Raw genomic sequence first — 21,280 nt, forward strand, 5'->3', positions numbered from 1 at the left:
AAAAGGTACAGCCGATTGCCGCTGTACCTTTTATGATATCGTCTGCTGAATATAAGGCGGCTCCTCCTGTCCATCCTTTTCCCTTTCCTTCTTCACCCATTGGAAAAAGACAATAGCCAAAAAAGCGCCGTACACAATTTCCTGAATGATTTTCATCATAACTGCCCCAAGCTGCTGATCCTCTAACAAAGGAAGTGTGTTAAACATTTCCGGTCCTGTTAACGGAACCTGTCCCAGCATATCCGCAGGAACACAAAGCTTCATGGCTTCCGCCCAGGCAGACGGATCGGTATAAGTGGCATATAAGGGCGTGCCGCTAAACATGATCAGGGCGCAAGCAGGCGTGAGCAGCATACCGTCCGCCATAATATAGCCCAGCTTCATCAGGCCGCTGAGCTGCGGGAGCCGAGCCACCTTGTGTACGAGCGGCCACCACATAAAAAACGCTAACACGAAGATGAGCCAAGTCATTAACGCATGGTAAAGCGTATCCGTTTTGACAGTATCAAATATTAGCGGCACATGATATAGAGAAAAAATGCCGTTAAATAAAAGCAATGCAATTAAAGGTGTAGAGAAAAATGTAAAAAACGGTTTAATGGCAGGCCGAAAAATCATTTTTTCCCAGGCCCATGCGGGAATTCCTGCGATTAATAAAGGCGGAACCACTAAATACAAAACAGCCATCTGCACCATATGGGCGCTGAACATAATATGTCCGAGCAGATCAACCGGGCTTCCTTCGGCTGCATATAAAAACAGCATCGCCGACAGAAAACAGGCCATTTCTTTACCCGTGATACGGTCGGGCTTTGAAGACATCCGTCTGTAAAAAAAGATGTAAAGCACCGTGATGCCTAAAAGGATACAAAAAAGATAAGGGCTCCACATGGCGCGAAACCCAAACACGTCTAACTGATTCATGTCTTCACCTCCGGCGGCTGCTTAAATTACCACCATATAATTGTAACAAACGCAAGCACCGTAATGAACGCGACAAACATGCCTGAATACAGAAACAATGCCGGCGCTTCATGACCTTTCTGATTCATATGCATGAAGTAATACAGCTGAAATATCACTTGAACAGCCGCAAGCAGTATAATGAAAGGAATCGTAAACCAGCTGCCGATGCCGTCTGTTGCCACAGTCAGAAATGCAACGAGCGTAAGACCGATCATCAGGCCAAAAGACATGACTTGATATTTCATCTCCTGAGCATGCTTCTTTTTCTTATATTCAAGGTCGCCGCTGATATGTCCTCTGCTTTTTTTATCGACCATGTTTATCCCACCATCCCCATTAAATATACAACGGTAAAGATAAAGACCCACACGACATCAATAAAATGCCAGTAAAGACTGGCCACGTAAAACTTAGGCGCTGTATATAAGCTCAAGCCCCTCTTTGCATTGCGAATCATCAGCGCACTGATCCACAAAAGGCCAAACGCCACGTGTGCACCATGTGTGCCGACAAGCGTATAAAATGATGAGCCAAGCGCAGAGCTTGTGATGGTAAAGCCAAACTCATGTGTGTAATGCTTAAATTCGTAAATTTCCAAGCCTAAAAATCCCGCACCCAATAACAAGGTAATTCCCAGCCAGAGCTGCATTTTGCCAAATGAAAAGTTTTTCATATGGTACATCGCATACACACTCGTTAAACTGCTCGTTAATAAGAGCATTGTGGCGATAAAAACGAGTGTGACATCAAACATTTCTGTCGTAGGCGGGTCACCGGCGTTTGAATTCCGGAGTGCAAGAAAAGTGGCGAAGAGAGACGCGAACAAAACAGTCTCTCCCCCAAGAAAAAGCCAAAAGCCTAAAAATTTATTTTTCCCTTCCAGTGTTGCTTTTTCGGGAGAAGCTGGAAAGGTCTCTGCGGTGAATTTTTCTTCAATTTGCATTACGCCTTCACCCCTTTATCATCGTTCGGCAGTTCCTCTTTGTGAATATGATAACCGTGATCATCAATCAATGAACGGAGCAGCATTGTAAAAAATGTGATGCCAAGTCCGATAAAGATCACCGGCAGACCCCAAGCGTGCTCGGTTCTATACAAGAGACCAAAGGCAGCGACAAAGAGGCCGAAGGAAATGATCAGCGGCAGAATTGAACCGTTTGGCATATGGATATCTTCAACCGGTTCAGCCGGTGTCATAGATTTGTGTCCCGCCTGCTTCTCGATCCACAGCGGGTCAAGCCCTCTGACAAATGGAAGCTGTTTAAAATTATATTCTGGCGGTGGTGACGAAACAGCCCATTCAAGCGTACGCCCGTCATGCCATGGATCATCTCCGACATATTCGCCCTTCACCGAGGTCCAGATGACATTGACAAGCAGGAGGATAACGGCTGCCGCCATAAAAAACGCCCCGATTGTGCTGATCAAGTTGCCGGTTTCAAGCCCCTGGCCTGGCAAGAAGGTATACACTCGGCGCGGCATGCCCATTAAACCGACAAAGTGCTGGATGAAAAAAGTAAGATGGAAGCCGATAAAAAACAAGACAAATGATATTTTCCCCATTGTTTCATGCAGAATTTTACCGAACATTTTCGGCCACCAGAAATGAACACCGGCTAATAGCCCGAATACGACTCCGCCTATAATGACATAGTGAAAGTGCGCCACAACAAAATACGTATCATGGAACTGGTAATCTGCAGCTGCCGCAGCCAGCATGACACCTGTCACACCGCCAAGCACAAAGGACGGGATAAATGAGACGGCATACAGCATGGCCGTCGTGTACTTCACATTTCCTCCCCAAATCGTCAGCAGCCAGTTAAATATCTTAATCCCGGTCGGAATCGCGATCGCCATTGTTGCAACTGCAAAGATTGCGTTCGCAATCGGCCCGAGACCTGTCGTAAACATGTGATGCACCCAAACCATAAAGCCAAGAAAACCGATAAGCACGATCGCAAAAACCATTGAAGAATATCCAAACAATCGCTTTCTGGAAAACACAGGGATGACCTCTGAGAAAATGCCGAAAGCAGGCAAAATCAGAATATAAACCTCCGGATGTCCGAATATCCAAAATAAATGTTCCCAAATAATCGTGTTACCGCCAAGTTCTGGATTAAAGAAATTTGTGCCGAACAGCCGATCCAGCATCATAAGAGCCAAGCCAACCGTAAGCGGCGGAAACGCAAACAAAATCAATGCCGACGCCACAAATGTCGTCCATGTAAACAAAGGCAGCCTCATGTACGTCATGCCGGGAGCCCTCATGTTAATAATCGTGGCCAAAAAGTTAATCCCGGCTATCAGCGTCCCCAGTCCGGATATTTGCAGTCCAAGGACGAAAAAGTCTATGCCGTGTCCTTTGGAATAAAGCGAAAGCGAGGCATATGACGTCCATCCCGCATCTGGCGCTCCTCCCAAAAACCAGCTTAAGTTTAAGAAAATGCCGCCGAAAAAGAAGAGCCAAAAACCAAGCGAGTTTAAAAATGGAAACGAAACATCCCGCGCCCCGATCTGCAATGGAACAACCGCATTCATCAAAGCAAATAAAAGCGGCATCGCAGCCAAAAAGATCATTGTCGTCCCGTGCATCGTCATCACTTCATTGTACGCTTGAGCACTGAGAAAAGCATTTTCCGGCTTTGCAAGCTGGATTCTGATAAACATCGCTTCAATTCCCCCGACAAGAAAGAAGAATCCCCCTGCGATTAAATAAAGTATCGCTATTTTTTTATGGTCCACCGTCGTCAAATAATCCCAAAGCATAGATCCGCGCGTCCGCTTTTCTGTAAGCGCATTCAACATATGTGACCTCCCCCAATATCTCCCTTTCTTCCCTACTTGCTTTCTGCTTTCAAGCCTTTTAAGTATTCATAAAGCGCGTCCATTTCACTGTCTGAAAGCTTCGGATATGTTCCTGTCATTTTGTTCCCCGGCTTTATGCTCTCAGGGTCTTTCAGCCAGGCTTTCACATTTTCTTTATTCGCATCCTTCACCCCTGCCACTTTTGTCCTTTCACCGAATGTAGCAAGGTTTGGCGCCGTTCTTGCTGCCTCTGCACGCTTATCATTTGGCTCGACCGCATGGCAGCTCAGGCAGTTCTTCTCTTTGAACAGCTCTTCCCCCTGCTTAGCCAAATCACTTTCTGCTGCCGTCTTATAGTTTTTCATATCTTTTGTCCATGACTGGAATTCTTTCGCAGAAAGCGCCTTTACTTTAAAATCCATGAGTGCGTGTGAAGGCCCGCATAGCTCAGCGCACTTTCCAAAGAACGTATCTCCCGCCTCTTTGCTGCGTTTTGAATCGAAGGTTAAGAAGAACGTATTTTCGTTATCAGTATTGGTATCAATTTTTCCTCCTGCTGAAGGAATCCAGAAAGAATGTTTTACATCAGAGGCTTTTAAACTGAAATAAACCCGCTGGTCTGTCGGTACGATCAGCTCCTGGCTTGTGATAATGCCGTAATCAGGATATTCGAACTCCCACCAATACAAATTTGCTCTGACATTGACAACAAGAGCATCCTCGGCTTTGCGGTTTTTCTTATCCATAGGTGATGTATCTGCGAGTTCAAGCGTATATAATACGACAGGGATAACAAGAATGATGAGCAGCAAAATAGGGATCACTGTCCATGTGATTTCTAAAAATTTATTCCCTTCCACCTGTTTTGGTATCGTGTTCTCCCCAACCCGCGACCTTCTGAATCTCACAATCACATAAAAGAAGATAACAGATACGACTGCTACGACAACAACCATAATCAATGTACTGAGCACTGTCAGGTCATACTGTTTATCAGCCACCTCGCCAGCAGGCTTGAGCGTGGATAAAAAAGGTTTTCCACATCCGCTTAACAGAAGCGGCACTAAGGCTAATAATGAGATAAGACGCCAATGCTTTACCATTTCACCCAACCCCTTTTCTGGTCAATACAACGGCGGAGAATAGATTGATTCTTAATGCAATCCAGCCCGCCTCCCAATAAAGCACTTACATTTCCTCTTCTCTTAAATTATGAGTTTTTTTACTCAAAATGCCATCTATGTATAAAAGTAAAGCCGCCTGATTAAACAAAAGGTCAAGGCGGCATTTACTAGTTGTCATCGTTTATTTTGAAGCGATAAAACAAGCAATGTATCTATTTTTTAGAAAAGCGTAAAGACAACCATTGCAACGAAATAGATTGTCATGTAATTCAATGAGTAAACGAACATCAGCGTCGCCCACTTCATGATATTTTTTGAACGGAAGCCCATCAAGCCAAGAATCAGCCAACCGATATTTAACAGCAATCCGAGAATCACAATCGGAAGACCGAGGCTTCCTAAAAAGAATGGAAGCGGCATCAGGCACGCAACCCATACAATAATTTGTCTTTTCGTTACTTCAAATCCGTATACGACAGGAAGCATTGGGATATTCGCGGCTCTGTAGTCCTCAGTTTTCTTAATGGCAAGCGATAAGAAGTGAGGAATCTGCCAAATGAATAAAATCATAAATAATACCCATGCCACGACGCCGATATTTCCTTCTACTGCCGTCCATCCAATCAGAGGCGGCACCGCTCCGGAAACACTTCCTACTACTGTGTTAATCGTATAGCGGCGTTTCGTCCACATTGTGTACAGGACAACATAAGTAAATACTCCGATAAAACCAATAACAGCAGCCATCACAGTGGTCATCAGCAGCATGATCAATCCTAAAGCAACAAGCAAAATTCCAGACCATAATGCCTGATTCGGCTGAATTTTACCCGTAACCGTCGGTCTTACTTTTGTACGCTCCATAATATGGTCAATGTCCCGGTCATACCAGTTATTGATCGCACAGGACCCCGCAATAATCAAAGATGATCCAAATAAAGTAAGAAGAACGGTGTTTATATTGCCTAAAAAGCTTAAACCGGAAATATGAAAAGCAAGCCACATTCCAGTAAAAGTTGTGATGAGATTAGAATTTACGATCCCTATTTTAATGAGGGACAGAAAATCTTTCCATGCCGTTGTTTCTTCAATTTGTCCGTCTATAGCTGTATCATTTAAGATTCTGGAGTTAGCCATAACGTAAACCTCCCTTACAAACCTAACGCAGGTTTATAATAACCTGCAACTCTATCATACAAGATAACAACTTGTAAAAAAACATCCTATTAAATATTAAACGAGAAACAGGAATTTATTTGTGAACTTTTTATGAATTTTACCAAAGATGAAGGCAAACGCCAATTCGATAATGCGTTTACCTTATTTCTATCAGACCCGGCATGAATAATCAAGTATACATTTCCAGAAGTCGTGATTCTATTATATTTTTGTGAACAAAGGGCTCTAAGAATTGCCACAAAACACATATTCGCTTACACTTGGTACGTATAAAAAATCGCAGCAGTTTGTTAAGAAGGTGAATATTGTATGAATAAAGCATTAAAAGCTCTCGGTGTTTTGACAACATTTGTGATGCTTATTGTTTTAATCGGGGGTGCCCTCGTTACTAAAACAGGTTCAGGCCAAGGATGCGGCAGACAGTGGCCGCTGTGCCACGGGCGTTTCTTCCCTGAACTGAATCCCGCTTCTATTATTGAATGGAGCCACAGATTCGCAAGCGGCATCTCAATTATTCTTGTATTAAGCCTTGCCTTTTGGTCATGGAGAAAAATCACACCTGTTTTCCGTGAAACAACGTTTCTCGCCATCATGTCCATTATCTTTTTGTTTCTTCAGGCACTGCTTGGCGCGTTGGCTGTCGTGTTCGGTTCAAACGCGCTTATTATGGCGCTACATTTTGGGATTTCACTGATTTCTTTTGCGTCTGTTTTAATATTGACATTGCTTATATTTGAAGCTGATAAATCAGCCAGAAAACTGGTCAAACCGCTTCAAATCGGCAAGAAAATGCAATTTCACATGATAGGTATTTTGATATATTCCTATATCGTTGTGTATACTGGCGCATACGTAAGACATACAGAATCCAGTCTGGCGTGTCCTGATGTGCCGCTGTGCAGCCGGCTGAACAATGGACTTCCGACCCAATTTCACGAATGGGTGCAAATGGGGCACAGAACTGCAGCCTTGCTCCTGTTTGTATGGATTATCGTTGCCGCTGTTCATGCGATTACTGCCTATAAAGAACAAAAGCAAATCTTTTGGGGCTGGATTTCGTGTCTTATTTTTATCACGTTACAGGCACTATCCGGCATTATGATCGTGTATTCTGAACTGGCGCTGGGCTTTGCGCTTGCGCACTCATTTTTTATTGCCTGCCTGTTTGGGGTTTTATGCTACTTCTTATTATTGATTGCACGCTTTCGTTACGAATCAAGACGGGCATAAGACACAAGACCAAAGCTCTTATACGCTTTGGTCTTTTTTATCATTCCATTTCGGCAGCTTCATATAATTCAACTTTCGGTTTGCATACTGAACTTGATGATTTATATAAGGTTTGGATCATCTCGGGCGATGATGTATTCTAAACGCGCTGCTCAATCGATGTTTGGGACAGGATTTTAATTAAAATAACTTTTCCTCTAGAAGTCAATTCATTCTCACCCGAAAAGAAGCCGTAATTATACGAAGCTTATTAAGCATCAGCTTGCTTTTCTCATTCCTGCACCCGCGAGCAGACAACCCATGCGTCCTTCACACACGTTTGAAACAGCCCCCGCTCGTTGCAGCAGCTGCACGTTCATATCTCGTTCCTCACTAAAAAAGAGTGTATATCAAATGATATACACTCTTTTTAGATTATGCTTTTTCAATTTCGAGAAGCAGATCTCCCGTTTGGATCGGCTCTCCATTTTTCACATGAATCTGTTTGATTGTTCCTGAGAATGGCGCCTGAACCGTTGTTTCCATTTTCATGGCTTCGTTGATCATCAAATGATCACCTTTATCAACTTTGGCACCCGCTTCTGTCAGTACCTTGATGACAGTTCCAGGCATAGAAGCCGCAATATGACTTGGGTTTGTACGGTCTGCTTTTAATCTTTCCTGAACGGAAGACTTAATGCTTTCGTCCTTTATGACCACTTCACGCGGCTGGCCGTTCAGTTCGAAATAGATCACACGAGTTGCATCCGGCTGAGGTTCACCGATTGAGATCAATTTGACGATCAGCGTTTTCCCGCGTTCAATTTCCACTTCTATTTCTTCGCCTAATGTCATGCCATAGAAGAAGGTCGGAGTATCTAATACCGAAATATTTCCATAGCTTTCAGCAGTTTTTACATAATCAGAGAAGACTTTAGGATAAAGGGCGTACGCCAAAGCATCCTGGTCTGAGATCTCCAGATTATGCTGCTCTTTAAACTCCTGTTTGATCGCTTCAAAGGATACCGGCTCAAGCAATTCTCCCGGTCTCACTGTGATCGGCTCCTGCCCTTTTAAAATGAGCTTTTGAAGTTTTTCCGGGAATCCGCCATGAGGCTGTCCAATATTTCCTTTGAAAAGCTCAATAACAGAATCAGGGAAATCTAATGATTCGCCTTTTTCGTAAATGTCCTTTTCAGTCAGGTTATTTTGCACCATGTACAGCGCCATATCCCCGACTACTTTAGAGGAAGGCGTAACCTTCACGATATCACCGAACATATCATTTACTCGTCTGTACATCTCTTTGACTTCATTCCAGCGATCGCCCAGGCCTACTCCCTTCGCCTGCTGCTGCAGGTTACTGTATTGGCCTCCAGGCATTTCATGCTCATAAATTTCAGTATGCGGAGACTTCATCCCGCTTTCAAATTCACTATAGTATTTACGAACTGATTCCCAATACTGGGATAGTAATTCCACGCCTTGCACGTTCATTTCCGGACGGCGGGAGTTGCCTTCCATCGCATGGTAAAATCCGCTCGCGCTAGGCTGCGATGTTAAGCCAGCCATTGAGCTGACCGCCACGTCTACGATATCAACGCCTGCTTCTACTGCTTTTGCATACATATAAATTCCGTTGCCGCTCGTATCATGCGTATGAAGGTGAACCGGAATATTGATCGTTTCTTTCAGCGCAGACACCAGCTCATATGCAGCTTGCGGTTTTAACAGACCTGCCATATCTTTAATTCCGAGAATATGGGCCCCTGCAGCCTCAAGCTCCTTCGCCATAGATGTATAATAAGCAAGATCATATTTTGTACGGGTTTTATCAAGAATATCACCTGTATAACAAATTGCTGCTTCAGCCACTTTACCTGAATCCCGAACGGCATCGATGGCTAACGTCATCCCTTTTACCCAGTTTAAGCTGTCAAAAATACGGAAAACATCAATACCGGATTGAGCGGATTGCTTCACAAATTCTTTAATCACATTATCCGGATAATTCGTATAGCCGACAGCGTTTGAGGAGCGAAGCAGCATCTGGAACAGCGTATTCGGCACTTCCTTGCGGAGGTCCTCCAGACGCTTCCATGGATCTTCCTTCAGGAAGCGGTAGGCTACATCGAAGGTCGCGCCTCCCCACATTTCCATGCTGAACAGCTCCGGCCATAACGCAGCCGTCGGATTAGCGATTTTTTTCAAATCATGTGATCTGAATCTAGTCGCCAGTAAAGACTGATGGGCATCCCGGAATGTTGTATCAGTTAATAGAACAGATTTCTGTTCCTTAACCCAATTAGCAAGCCCTTCAGCGCCTTTTTCATCTAGAATCTGTTTTGTTCCTCTTGCAGGCTGCTGATCAACGTCGACTTTTACAGCTAACGGCTTGTCAAACGCCGGTTTTTCTTTTTTGCCGATTCCAGGGAAACCATTCACGGTCACATTCCCGATATAAGTAAGCATTTTTGTTCCGCGGTCTTTCTGCTTAGGGAAATTAAACAACTCAGGCGTTGTATCAATGAAAGACGTATCATATTGTCCTGTCAGAAACTTTTCATGCTTTGCGACATTTTCAAGGAACGGAATGTTTGTTTTAATTCCTCTGATTCTAAACTCCTGAAGGTTTCGAACCATTTTGGCCGCGGCCTGTTCAAACGTTAAAGCCCAAGTTGAAAGCTTAACGAGCAGTGAATCGTAATATGGCGTAATAACGGCGCCTTGGAAGCTGTTTCCTGTATCAAGACGAACACCAAAGCCTCCGCCTGAACGGTAAGCCATGATTTTCCCTGTGTCAGGCATAAAATCATTTTGCGGATCTTCAGTCGTTACCCGTGACTGAATCGCAAAGCCGATTGTAAAAATGTCCTTCTGCTCCGGAATGTTGACTTTTTTGCTATGTAGGCTGTGGCCTTGGGCAACAAGTATCTGTGTCTGCACAATATCAACACCGGTAATCATTTCCGTAATTGTATGCTCAACTTGGACACGCGGATTTACTTCTATAAAATAAAACTCGTTGTTCGCGACAAGGAATTCAACCGTACCAGCATTTATATAGTTCACGTTTTTAGCAAGCGCAACCGCAGCTTCACAAATTTGGTCTCTCAATTCAGTTGACAGCGAAACGCTCGGTGCTACTTCGATTACCTTTTGGTGGCGTCTTTGAACAGAACAATCCCGTTCAAATAGATGAATCACGTTTCCCTGATTGTCCCCGATAACCTGGACCTCAATATGCTTAGGGTTTTCAATCAGTTTCTCTACATATACTTCATCATTGCCAAAGGCTGCTTTTGCCTCTGATTTCGCACGTTCATATGCTTCTTTGACTTCACTTTCGCTTCTGACAATTCTCATGCCGCGGCCGCCGCCGCCAAGCGAAGCTTTAATAATAATCGGATAACCGTGAATTTGTCCGAATTGTTCGACTGCTTCAAGCGTTTCTGCAGGGCCGTCGCTTCCTGGTATTACAGGAATTCCGGCTTTTTCCGCCTGCTCACGCGCTTTTACCTTATCACCAAACATATCTAAATGTTCAGAAGTCGGACCAATGAACACGATGCCTTCTTCTTCACAGCGCCTTGCGAAATGTATATTTTCAGATAAGAAACCATATCCCGGGTGGATCGCATCCACCTTGTTTCTTTTCGCAATATCAATAATACCTTCAATATCCAGGTAGGCATCAATTGGTTTTTTCCCTTCGCCAACCAGGTACGCTTCATCGGCTTTGTAACGATGATAGGAACCGGAATCTTCTTTTGAATAAACCGCAACTGTACGAACATTCAATTCTGTACAAGCACGGAATATACGGATTGCAATTTCTCCCCTGTTTGCTACTAACACTTTTTGTATCGATTGCTGTGACAAACTTTTTTCCCCCTTACCCGAATGGAATATAATCTATCATATCGGAATATCCTTCACGTGTACACACTTGTTTTTTACAGATAAACAGTTTTTTCTAGTTGCTTCTTTTTCATTCCCTTTGGCGCCAAGGACTCTCTCTTTTTCTTATTCTCTGAATATTTCACAAACATGCTGATATTGATTAATATCCCCATGCTTCCCAATAATAGAAGTAAAGAAGAGCCTCCGTAGCTGATAAATGGCAGCGTAACACCCGTAATCGGGATTAGCCCGCTGACACCGCCAAGGTTAATAAACGATTGTACGGCAATCATGCTTGAAATGCCGATTGCCAGAAGACTTCCAAACGGGTCCTCGCATTTTCTCGCAATATAGAAACCTTTTAATACGATAAAGCCCAGCAGGAAAACAACAAATAATACCCCAAAAATGCCAAGTTCTTCAGCAATCACGGCCATGATAAAGTCAGTATGGGATTCTGGAAGATACCCGTATTTTTGGATACTTTCACCGAGTCCGAGACCGAAAATACCGCCAGACCCAATCGCATAATAAGAATTGATCACTTGCAAACCAGATGAATCCGCATATTTAAACGGATCTTCCAGACTCTCAAAACGAGCTAAACGCCCTTTAGTTAAAATATCATCCTTATTTAAATAAATAAGAGGGCTGACCAGGATTAAAACAATTCCGCCCAGCAAAACTAGCCTTGCCAGCGTCTTTCCGCTGAAACCAGAGCACAAAATCATACACGTTGCGATGATGGCGATAATCATCGCTGTACCAAAATCAGGCTGCATGGCAATTAAACCGCAGATAATAACCGTCATCACCACAGGAGGCGCAACTCCCGTTAACAGGTGATCAATATAGCTTTGTTTTTTTGCATATACAGCTGCTAGATATAAAATGACCACCAGCTTGACAAATTCACCCGGCTGGATACTCATTCCGCCGATTTTAAACCAGCTTTGCGCATTTCCGGCAACATGCCCGAATATAAACAGTGAGATAAGCGCAAACACAGAAGCAAGCAGCATTACCTTTTGAAATTTTTGATGAGCCAGTGCTTTATAAGGAAACACGGCCATAACAATAAAAAGGATGCCTCCTGCAATTAAAGCAAACAGCTGCCGCATGAAAAAATAATTACTGCTCACCCCATACCGAGAAACAGCCGTAATCATACTTGAGCTGTACACCATCACTAAACCGAATCCGCATAGTAAAACAATTGCGAATATCAGTGAGTAATCATAAGATTTTAGCATTTTTTTTAACATAACATCCTCTTCCCTGCTTCCAACTTCCATTACCTATGGTTTTTATGTATTTATATTTTTTATTTTACTACAATTTATCAAACGACACGAAGATTCTCTATACGATTCGGATGAAATGCACAAAAAGAGACCGTCATTAACGGTGAAAAAAGCAAGCAGTTATAAAAAAACCCAAACTGTTAATTAGTTTGAGTTTTATCATTTATTTACCTGTAAACGCGTCGTGCAAAGCAGACAATTCGCGTTCTAATGTGTATAAAAGGTCTTTTCCATCTTTTTCGTCAACCAATCCCAGGCGGACAGCAAAATCGATTTCCCTCGAAAGTCCGAACATTTGAGTATCTAATACCTCTTCATATAGAGGACATTGAGGCATCGTTAAGTTATCCATTTGTACTCGGATCAGCTTCAAAATCTTCTCAGCGTCAACTTTCAGTAGCTCAAAAGCTTTTTGCCGATGGTCAACTATCATCTCTGAAGCCAAAAGTATCCCTCCGTTCCCCAGGCGAGTACCTAATTCTTCTATTTATCATAAAGGGTATCAGCAGAAAATGCAAGAGGATTTAAACAGATGACATAAATTAAAAAATACTCAGCTTGTACGTTTCAGACATTATTTTCAAAAGCTTTACACCAGCAATGCTGTTCCCTTTTTCATCCAAAGCGGGGCCGAAAATCCCGATGCCAAAATCATAGGGTGAAATGCCCATAATCCCTCCTGATACTCCGCTTTTCGCAGGAATTCCGACCTTAATCGCAAATTCTCCGCTTGCATTATACATTCCGCAGGTGACCATAAACGTCTTGCAAATTCTCGCGACATCTTTTGAAATGACTTGTTCTCCTGTTTCTGGGTGCCTGCCGTTGAGCGCAAACACAGCCCCGATTTTTGCTAAATCAAGACTGTTCATCTCAATCGCACATTGCTTCGTATATAAATCCATTACTGCTTCAACATCATCCTCAAAAATTCCGTACTGCTTCATATAATAACACATCGCCCGATTAATCATTGATGTGCTGTATTCAGAATCAGCTACGTCCCGGCAGTAGGTGATGCCTTGGTTGTTTGTCAGTTTTCTGATGAAAGAAAGGAGATAATCGAGTCTCTCTTTAGACGTTGTCCTTTCAACAAGCTGGTTACAACCAATGCTCCGGCATTTATCATAGGATTTAGCGGTTTGCTCGGATTCACGGTTTCAAGCTTAATGATTGAATTAAACGGATCACCGGTCGGCTCCTGTCCGACATAACTGAAGACTCTGTCCTTGCCGTATTCCATTAACACAAGGGCAAGCGAGAGCACTTTCGATATACTTTGAAGAGTAAATGTTTTTTCTACGTCACCCGCTGACAGACAAGTATTATTGGAATAATAAATCGCTACTGAAAGATCGTGCTGATCAGCTTTTGCTAAAGCGGGAATATAGCTGGCCACCTCTCCCTTGTCTGTCACTTTTTTCGCTTCTTTCACTAACGCTTCCAGCTCGTCATTATGCCGGCATACCATGCGACCACCCTCGCTCCCTGAGCATCTCAATACATATAATTTGTTACACAAAGTGACAATTCATGCGAAAACTTTTATAATTTTGAGAGAAGGGGGTTATACCATGAGCGTTATACAAGTAAAAGGCAATGTTACATATCCGATTACGATTGATCCGAGCGTATGGATTTTTGATGATCGCAAATTTTCATTTGACCGTAAAGGGGACGGCCAAGAAGTCAATTTTCATACGGCTGAGAATGAATCTGGCCTTGATACTGAACGTGTTATTAGAGAAGGACGGATTGCGCCGCCTACATTAAAGACGGAAAAACAATTTGAGAAACAAAAACTGATGAACGGCAGCTTCGCAATGAAATTGGGAACTGTGCTGAAAAATGCCGAGCCGCTCAGCTCTGCATCACAATGTGTATTTATTACAAGTTCCGGTAAAGCCGCCGTTCCTCTTGAAACCGCGCTGAACAGCATTGTCCATTTCAGCCAGGCGGGCAAGCCGATTCAGGAAGGCGGCCCAGTTCATATTTATTTTGAAGATCCAGTTGATCACAAACAGCCAATCACCAATATAAAAGAGATCGACATCATTTAAATCGTCACAGCAAGTCAGCGGCAAGCTGGGCAAGCCCGGATCTCTCACCTTTTAAAAGCTTCACACTGCCGGAGATGGGTTGTCCTTTAAACCGCTCAACGACATATGCCAGACCATTATTCAGACTGTCTAAATATGGGTGATCAATTTGTTCAGGATCGCCCATTAAGACAATTTTACTGCCTTCGCCCACTCTTGTAAGAAGTGTTTTCACTTCATGCCTGGTCAAATTTTGCGCTTCATCAATGATTATAAATTGATCAGGAATGCTTCTCCCTCTTATATACGTCAGCGCCTCTACCTGGATTGAACCGATCCCCGCCAAAATCGCCTCGAGCTCTCCCGGTTTCTTGGCATTAAACAGAAACTCTAAGTTATCAAAAATCGGCTGCATCCAAGGCTTTAGCTTTTCCTCTTTTTCACCCGGCAAGTATCCGATATCCTTGCCGACAGGAACAATCGGCCTTGCCACGACCAGCTTCTTATATATCCCTAAATCTTCTGTCTGTAAAAGCCCCGCTGCCAAAGCAAGTAACGTTTTCCCGGTTCCGGCTTTTCCGATCAGCGTCACCAGCGGAATATCTTCTCGCAGCAAAAGCTCTAACGCCATTGTCTGCTGAACATTTCTCGGCCTGATTCCCCATACGTGTTCATCATCAAACACAAGTCTTTTTAGGACCGTGCCCGTTTTATCCGCAATACCGACGGCAGAGGACGACCCTCCTAATTCATCCTTCATTAAGGCGAACTGGTTTGGGTAAAATGCATGCTGCTTCATATCCTGAACTGAAATTTGTTTTTTTCCGTAAAAAGAGCTAAATAGCTGCTGGTTTATATATAAATCCTTATATCCGCTGTACATTTCATCATTGTCCACAACCCTGTCATTTAAGAAATCTTCAGCAAGAAGGCCGATGGCATCCGCTTTGACTCTGACTAATACATCCTTGCTGACAAGGATCACTGGCCTACCGTCTTCCTTCGTCTCTTCTTCAAGGCTTAAGTTTTTAGCAACGGCTAATATACGATTATCATTCGTTTTTTCGATAAAGATTTCTTGAAGCTGGTGAAAGGAACGGTGGTTCAATTCAATTCGCAGCGTTCCCCCCGTATCAAGCGGAACCTTCTCATGCAGCCTCCCCTTCAGTCTTAGCGCGTCTATCAGCTTAGATACGTGCCTCGCATTCCTCCCAACTTCGTCCATATATCGTTTCTTGGAATCAACCTCTTCTAAAACGACAGCAGGGATGACAACTTCATTTTCTTCAAAAGAAAAAATAGCGTTAGGATCCTGTAATAACACATTCGTATCTAACACATAAATTTTACTCAAGTCTCAGCCTCCTGATATAAGGGTGGTCAAAGTTCTTCCTGCTTCTCTTACGATGAAAAAGGTGAACGCCTGCTAAAATATATGTTTTTGTGAATAAAGATAGAAGGTTAATTCAACAATAAAATTAATGAATGCATTTCAAGGAGGGAAACCGCAAGTGCGAATTCTTTTCATTATCATACAGCTCACACTCATTTTATCCGCCTGCGCTGTTCAACAGGGAAGACAGGAGCAAAATATTGAAAAAGAATCAACAAGACAGCAGGAAACAAAACCGATTCACGTAAAGGACACATCTCAGGAAACAAAAGACAATGGAACTAGAACTGATATTGCCAAGCATCTTGTCGGCGTTGCGGAAAAAGTGCCGGATGTCAAGGATGCGACAGCTGTTGTGCTTGGAGGATATGCTGTAGTAGGAATTGACGTCGACGATAACCTGGATAGAAGCAAAGTCGAAACCATCAAATACTCTGTGGCACAGGCTTTAAAAAATGATCGGCACGGCGCCAATGCAGTAGTGGTCGCTGATCCTGATACCGTCAGCCGTCTCAATGAAATGGGAAGAGAGATCAGTGAAGGCCGTCCAATTACGGGGATTTTAGATGAACTGGCCGCGATTGTCGGCCGGGTGCTTCCGGAAGTGCCTAACGATGTGATTGACGATGAAGATGAACCGCAAACCAAGCAGCAAAACGATCAATTAAACAGAAAGCAAGAGAAGGAAATGGAAACGGAACAAAACGATCAATCTGATCATCATATGAAAAAGAATAATAATGATTAAGCTAGAGCCCTTTCGGCTTTAGCTTTTTCTTATTTTGGACAGCATCTGATCCATGATATAATGCATATTAGAGTGAAAGAGGTGATATGATGAGGGTCCAATGTTCCATTTGCGATAAAATTGAAACGATTGATGATGAAACCCTGATCGCGAAACGGCTGAGAAACCGTCCGATCCATACATATATGTGCCAGGAATGCCATGACCGAATTGCCAAAAAAACAGAAGAACGGCTGAAAACCGGAAAGTTCACATTTCACCCGGGACAGCAGAAGAAAGAAAAAGTTAAAAAATAAAGCGGCAGCTATTCATACAGAATACAAAAAAAGACTCAGCGAGATGCTGAGTCTTTTTTCATGATTTTGCGGACTGTTCCTTTTTCGACTGATACAACCGAATTTTGTAAATGATTAAAATCAATGCAGCGACGACCAATCCCTCTGCCACAGGCAAAAATACACCGAGAAAAGTCAAAACAGTGCAGCCTAAAGCCAGAAATAAGTACACCACTACGGATTTTAATACCGGAAGCCGTTTTGCAAATCCTAGCTTAAACACAATAACAGCTAAAACAAAAATGGTGCCATACAGCAGCCACATGCCTGCTGCTGGCTGCCGGTCCACTTGATATAGAGCGGCGAAGAACGACAGGCGTTCGCTTACGTCATTCAAAAAGATTCCCTCCCCTGCAGCGTACGGGTTCTATCTTTTCAAATTCTGCAAGGGATTAAGACAATCCTGCTGTTTTTTTCTTTTTAGCCGCTTTTTCACGTTCGTTTTTATTAAGGATTTTCTTTCTTAAACGGATGGATTCAGGCGTTACTTCGCAGTATTCATCTTCGTTTAAGTACTCTAAAGATTCTTCAAGAGACATGATGCGCGCTTTTTTAATTGTTGTTGTTTGATCTTTTGTTGCAGAGCGGACGTTTGTCTGCTGTTTCATTTTGCTGACATTGACAACAAGGTCGTTGTCACGGTTATGCTCTCCGACAATCATTCCTTCATAAACTTCAGTACCAGGTTCAACAAAGATCACACCGCGGTCTTCAATCCCTTGAATTCCGTAAGATGTCGCTTTTCCGTTTTCCATTGACACAAGCACACCTTGACGGCGTCCGCCGACTTGGCCCGCCTGCATCGGCTGGTAACTGTCAAACGTATGGTTCAGGATACCGAAGCCGCGTGTTAATGACAGGAACTCTGTTGAGTAACCGATCAATCCGCGGGAAGGCACTGTAAAGATTAAACGGACTTGGCCGTTACCGTTGTTAATCATATCGATCATTTCACCTTTACGCGCTCCCATTGATTCCATTACAGAGCCTGTATGCTCTTCCGGAACATCAATTTGCACGCGCTCTACAGGCTCACAGCGTACACCGTCAATTTCTTTGATGATAACTTCAGGTTTTGACACTTGAAGCTCATAGCCTTCACGGCGCATGTTTTCAATTAAAATAGACAGGTGAAGCTCACCGCGGCCGGAAACCACCCAAGCATCTGGAGAAGCTGTAGGCTCGACACGCAAGCTGACATCAGTCTGCAGCTGTGACTGAAGGCGCTCTTCAATTTTACGGGCTGTCACATATTTCCCTTCACGGCCGGCAAACGGGCTGTTATTCACGACAAATGTCATTTGAAGTGTCGGTTCATCAATGCGAAGCACCGGAAGCGGTTCTTGATGCTCTACAGGACAGACTGTTTCACCGACGTTGATATCCTCCATACCGGAAACCGCAACGAGGTCTCCCGCTTTTGCTTCTTCAATTTCCACCCGTTTTAAGCCTTGGAAACCAAAGATTTTTGTCACACGGAATGATTTAGCTGTACCGTCAAGCTTCATAAGAGAAACCTGCTGACCGACTTTCATCGTACCGCGGAAAACACGTCCGATTCCGATACGGCCTACATAGTCGTTATAATCAAGAAGTGCAACTTGGAATTGAAGCGGCTCATCTGCATTCTCAACAGGTGCCGGAACATGCTTAATAATCGTTTCATATAAAGCTTCCATGTTTTCATCTTGCTGCTTAGGGTCAAGGCTCGCTGTTCCATTAATCGCGGAAGCATATACCACCGGGAATTCGAGCTGTTCTTCATTTGCGTCAAGCTCGATGAACAGGTCAAGAACCTCATCGATAACTTCTTCAGGACGTGCGAAATCACGGTCGATTTTGTTCACAACAACAACCGGGTTCAAGTTTTGCTCAAGAGCTTTCTTCAGAACGAAACGAGTTTGAGGCATGCAGCCTTCATATGCGTCAACGACAAGCAGTACGCCGTCAACCATTTTCATAATCCGTTCTACCTCTCCCCCAAAGTCTGCGTGTCCAGGGGTATCCAAAATATTAATGCGTGTATCTTTATAGTTAATCGCAGTATTTTTCGCCAAAATTGTAATGCCGCGTTCGCGTTCAAGATCGTTTGAGTCCATTGCGCGTTCAGCAACTTGTTCGTTGGCACGGAATGTACCAGCCTGGTGTAAAAGCTGATCGACTAGAGTCGTTTTCCCATGGTCAACGTGGGCAATAATCGCGATGTTGCGAAGATCATTTCGAAGTTTCACTTTTTCATCTCCTAAAAAAATTAGATAACTTTCATATTATACCACACATCCTCTTTAAAAGCGTCACGTTTTTCTGTAAACTTATCATAAGACGTAAAAGGGGATGGAAATATGAAAAAAATGAATTGGCTTTTATTATTATTTGCATTTGCAGCGGTTTTCAGCATAATGCTGATCGGCGTCTTTATCGCCGAAAAAAGCGCGTGGGGCATTATCGCCAGCATTGTGCTCGTTTGCGCCGTTATGGGAAGCGGATTTACGTTAAAAAAGAAAATGCGCGAGCAAGGATTGCTCGATTAAAAGCTTATCCTTGCTAAAGACATTGTAATCAAAAACACCGCAAATGAATGCGGTGTTTTTTCGTTACGTAAGGCTTATCTCCCCTGTTTCCTAGGCGGGAAGAAGCAAAACAACATCCATTCATGGACAATCGTTCTAAATATGACACTTTTAACCAAACAAAAGTGGTTCGACATTGATATACACAAACTACCATAAAGCCTATTTCCCTCACACCATCCTCTCCCTATAATGGGATTTGTACCACAATTCACAAAAGGGAGAGACGAAACATGAAGAAACCATTTGTAAAAAAAGCCATACTTACAACTGCCGCACTGACCTCAGCCACCCTGCTTACTTTCGGACCTGATGCCGCAAGCGCAAAAACAGTTAATCACAGCACACCTGCTTTGCAGGAGACAATCACAAATGAAGACCTGAATACATTTTTCGATTTATTAAATCAATGTATATATGAAGAAGACGGAGTTTATTATTTCGACAGTGAAAAAGCTGTCGAGTTAGGAATGACTCAAGAAGAGGCTCAAATCATTACGAAATTGTGGGAATCGACATCTGAATTCTTCGATATTGTTTCACAATGTGTGTATGTTGAAGACGGCAGCTACAAATTTGATACAGAAAAAGCTGTTGAGCTCGGCTTCACAGAAAAAGAAGCACTCGCGCTTGACCAATTTTTCGCCGCTGTTTCCCTTAAAATTCATATTCTGCAGGCATCCATTGTTTCAGAAGATGGAGCGTACAGCTTTGATAAAGATGCAGCTTTAGAAGCTGGTGCGACACCGGAGCAGGCTGATTTTTATGAAAAGCTCTTCGGTGCACTGTCTCAAGAACAGCTTGCAGCCATCTACCAAATGCTTCATCCGCAAGCTTAATGTAATAAAAGCGCTTGTCCGTAAATCCGGCAAGCGCTTTTCCTTTATATCAGCAGTTTGATGATCAGCATCACAGCAAACACAGCTCCAAACCAGAAGGCTGCTTTAATAATCAGCAAACCATAGTATCTTTGTTTAAAACGGATTTCTTCTTCAGGCAGAAAAGCATCTTGAGGGGGCTGTTCATCTTTAAACTCAAAAGGCTCAGACATCTGTTCAAACATTTCTCTGCAGCTGCGGCAGGTGTTCATATGCTTTTCAATGAAGTTTTCCGTTTCTTTTTTGCAATCACCTTCAATATACAGAGGGAGAAGGTCTCTTACTAGAAAGCAGGTCATATCCGCTCCTCCTCTCTGCTTTTCGTCATGTTTTTCTTGAGCTCTAATCTAGCCCGGTGAAGAATGGTTTTCACTTTCGAAAGGCTCCAGCCTAAGATTTCGGCGATTTCCTCATAAGAAAGCTCTTGAAATTCTCTTAAAATTAAAACGGATTGGTGCTGATCCTTTAGCTACAGGAGCTCTTGCAGTATATCTGTTCAAAATGCAATACATAATGACTGAATAAATCAAACACGAACAACAATCCTTTACTTCTTATTAAGACCTCATCCGGTTAGACAAGCCGCTTATTAAAAAGTTTCAATAAAAACCAAAAATTTCTCATCTCCCCCTTCAATAAAGACGACATAACTCTTGCAATTCATCCATCACATGACACTTGACTCATCTTGATATTATTCAACAAAAATAAACACAGGACAATTCTATCAATTTTGTCTAGTTATGTTAGTTTTTGTTGAGAATGCCAGATTGCTCGTTTAATATAACGATATAAAGATTTTTCAGTATTTTCAAAAAGGG

The 21,280-nt window shown here is 43.1% G+C and carries 19 protein-coding genes and 2 pseudogenes; 6 read left to right on the top strand and 15 right to left on the bottom strand.

Features of this window, described 5'->3' with window-relative positions:
- Nucleotides 1-30: 30 nt before the first annotated feature.
- From ctaG to cyoE, 6 genes are all read right to left on the bottom strand, one after another.
- A complete protein-coding gene (ctaG, locus tag LNN34_RS08045) occupies nucleotides 31-924 on the bottom strand; it encodes a cytochrome c oxidase assembly factor CtaG (protein WP_044155999.1) in 894 nt (297 codons plus the stop codon).
- Between the two features lie 26 nt (nucleotides 925-950).
- Entirely contained in the window at nucleotides 951-1,283 is a 333-nt protein-coding gene (ctaF, locus tag LNN34_RS08050) for a cytochrome c oxidase subunit IVB (RefSeq protein ID WP_044156000.1), read from the bottom strand.
- 2 nt (nucleotides 1,284-1,285) lie between these two features.
- The gene (ctaE, locus tag LNN34_RS08055) at nucleotides 1,286-1,909 is read right to left on the bottom strand and encodes a cytochrome c oxidase subunit III (RefSeq protein ID WP_059352864.1); all 624 of its coding nucleotides are present in this window, start codon (nucleotides 1,907-1,909) and stop codon (nucleotides 1,286-1,288) included.
- On the bottom strand, nucleotides 1,909-3,777 hold the full coding sequence (gene ctaD / locus LNN34_RS08060) for a cytochrome c oxidase subunit I (protein WP_059352863.1): 1,869 nt from the start codon (nucleotides 3,775-3,777) through the stop codon (nucleotides 1,909-1,911). Before ctaD ends, ctaE begins: the two co-directional genes overlap by 1 nt.
- A 32-nt stretch (nucleotides 3,778-3,809) precedes the next feature.
- Nucleotides 3,810-4,880, bottom strand: coding sequence for a cytochrome c oxidase subunit II (coxB, locus tag LNN34_RS08065; RefSeq protein ID WP_044156004.1), 1,071 nt, complete (start codon nucleotides 4,878-4,880; stop codon nucleotides 3,810-3,812).
- Between the two features lie 240 nt (nucleotides 4,881-5,120).
- Nucleotides 5,121-6,038 carry a heme o synthase gene (cyoE, locus tag LNN34_RS08070; RefSeq protein WP_044156005.1) on the bottom strand — a complete coding sequence of 306 codons (918 nt, stop codon included), beginning with the start codon at nucleotides 6,036-6,038 and terminating at the stop codon, nucleotides 5,121-5,123.
- Between the two features lie 351 nt (nucleotides 6,039-6,389).
- On the opposite strand from cyoE, the gene ctaA reads away from it, so the two are divergent.
- On the top strand, nucleotides 6,390-7,310 hold the full coding sequence (gene ctaA / locus LNN34_RS08075; protein ID WP_044156006.1) for a heme A synthase CtaA: 921 nt from the start codon (nucleotides 6,390-6,392) through the stop codon (nucleotides 7,308-7,310).
- A gap of 414 nt (nucleotides 7,311-7,724) precedes the next feature.
- Here ctaA and pyc read toward each other — a convergent pair whose 3' ends face one another.
- From pyc to glsA, 4 genes and pseudogenes are all read right to left on the bottom strand, one after another.
- Nucleotides 7,725-11,171: a pyruvate carboxylase gene (pyc, locus tag LNN34_RS08080; RefSeq protein ID WP_202656976.1), complete on the bottom strand. Its 3,447-nt coding sequence runs from the start codon at nucleotides 11,169-11,171 to the stop codon at nucleotides 7,725-7,727.
- 74 nt (nucleotides 11,172-11,245) lie between these two features.
- Nucleotides 11,246-12,457, bottom strand: coding sequence for an FtsW/RodA/SpoVE family cell cycle protein (locus LNN34_RS08085; RefSeq protein WP_059335848.1), 1,212 nt, complete (start codon nucleotides 12,455-12,457; stop codon nucleotides 11,246-11,248).
- A 202-nt stretch (nucleotides 12,458-12,659) separates the two neighbouring features.
- Nucleotides 12,660-12,941: a YlaN family protein gene (locus LNN34_RS08090; protein WP_003221339.1), complete on the bottom strand. Its 282-nt coding sequence runs from the start codon at nucleotides 12,939-12,941 to the stop codon at nucleotides 12,660-12,662.
- Nucleotides 12,942-13,038: 97 nt separating this feature from the next.
- Nucleotides 13,039-13,967: pseudogene (gene glsA, locus LNN34_RS08095) on the bottom strand (glutaminase A).
- Nucleotides 13,968-14,070: 103 nt separating this feature from the next.
- Here glsA and LNN34_RS08100 point away from each other — a divergent pair.
- Nucleotides 14,071-14,556 (top strand): hypothetical protein, encoded by a 486-nt coding sequence (locus LNN34_RS08100; protein WP_044156012.1) that lies wholly within the window; start codon nucleotides 14,071-14,073, stop codon nucleotides 14,554-14,556.
- Between the two features lie 4 nt (nucleotides 14,557-14,560).
- On the opposite strand, the gene LNN34_RS08105 is transcribed toward LNN34_RS08100, so the two are convergent.
- Nucleotides 14,561-15,889, bottom strand: coding sequence for a PhoH family protein (locus LNN34_RS08105; protein WP_024121278.1), 1,329 nt, complete (start codon nucleotides 15,887-15,889; stop codon nucleotides 14,561-14,563).
- Nucleotides 15,890-16,046: 157 nt separating this feature from the next.
- Here LNN34_RS08105 and LNN34_RS08110 point away from each other — a divergent pair, with 157 nt between their 5' ends.
- Together LNN34_RS08110 and LNN34_RS08115 are read left to right on the top strand one after the other, a co-directional pair.
- Nucleotides 16,047-16,676, top strand: coding sequence for a YhcN/YlaJ family sporulation lipoprotein (locus LNN34_RS08110; protein WP_106295900.1), 630 nt, complete (start codon nucleotides 16,047-16,049; stop codon nucleotides 16,674-16,676).
- An 86-nt stretch (nucleotides 16,677-16,762) separates the two neighbouring features.
- Nucleotides 16,763-16,972: a YlaI family protein gene (locus LNN34_RS08115; RefSeq protein ID WP_081638297.1), complete on the top strand. Its 210-nt coding sequence runs from the start codon at nucleotides 16,763-16,765 to the stop codon at nucleotides 16,970-16,972.
- 58 nt (nucleotides 16,973-17,030) lie between these two features.
- On the opposite strand, the gene LNN34_RS08120 is transcribed toward LNN34_RS08115, so the two are convergent.
- Nucleotides 17,031-17,348, bottom strand: a complete 318-nt coding sequence (locus LNN34_RS08120; RefSeq protein ID WP_106294261.1) for a YlaH-like family protein — start codon at nucleotides 17,346-17,348, stop codon at nucleotides 17,031-17,033.
- A 55-nt stretch (nucleotides 17,349-17,403) separates the two neighbouring features.
- Nucleotides 17,404-19,242 (bottom strand): translational GTPase TypA, encoded by a 1,839-nt coding sequence (typA, locus tag LNN34_RS08125; protein WP_010334118.1) that lies wholly within the window; start codon nucleotides 19,240-19,242, stop codon nucleotides 17,404-17,406.
- Nucleotides 19,243-19,353: 111 nt separating this feature from the next.
- On the opposite strand from typA, the gene LNN34_RS08130 reads away from it, so the two are divergent.
- Nucleotides 19,354-19,542, top strand: coding sequence for a YlaF family protein (locus LNN34_RS08130; protein WP_010334117.1), 189 nt, complete (start codon nucleotides 19,354-19,356; stop codon nucleotides 19,540-19,542).
- Nucleotides 19,543-19,814: 272 nt separating this feature from the next.
- The gene (locus LNN34_RS08135; RefSeq protein WP_069486495.1) at nucleotides 19,815-20,420 is read left to right on the top strand and encodes a hypothetical protein; all 606 of its coding nucleotides are present in this window, start codon (nucleotides 19,815-19,817) and stop codon (nucleotides 20,418-20,420) included.
- Between the two features lie 44 nt (nucleotides 20,421-20,464).
- On the opposite strand, the gene LNN34_RS08140 is transcribed toward LNN34_RS08135, so the two are convergent.
- On the bottom strand, nucleotides 20,465-20,758 hold the full coding sequence (locus LNN34_RS08140) for an anti-sigma factor family protein (protein WP_044156016.1): 294 nt from the start codon (nucleotides 20,756-20,758) through the stop codon (nucleotides 20,465-20,467).
- A pseudogene (gene ylaC, locus LNN34_RS08145) lies at nucleotides 20,755-20,928 on the bottom strand (RNA polymerase sigma factor YlaC); the annotation flags it as partial. The gene LNN34_RS08140 and the pseudogene ylaC, both read right to left, overlap by 4 nt.
- Nucleotides 20,929-21,280 lie beyond the last annotated feature (352 nt).

Origin of the sequence: Bacillus sp. AF23 (assembly GCF_020861455.1) — a bacterium.
Lineage (GTDB): Bacteria > Bacillota > Bacilli > Bacillales > Bacillaceae > Bacillus > Bacillus halotolerans.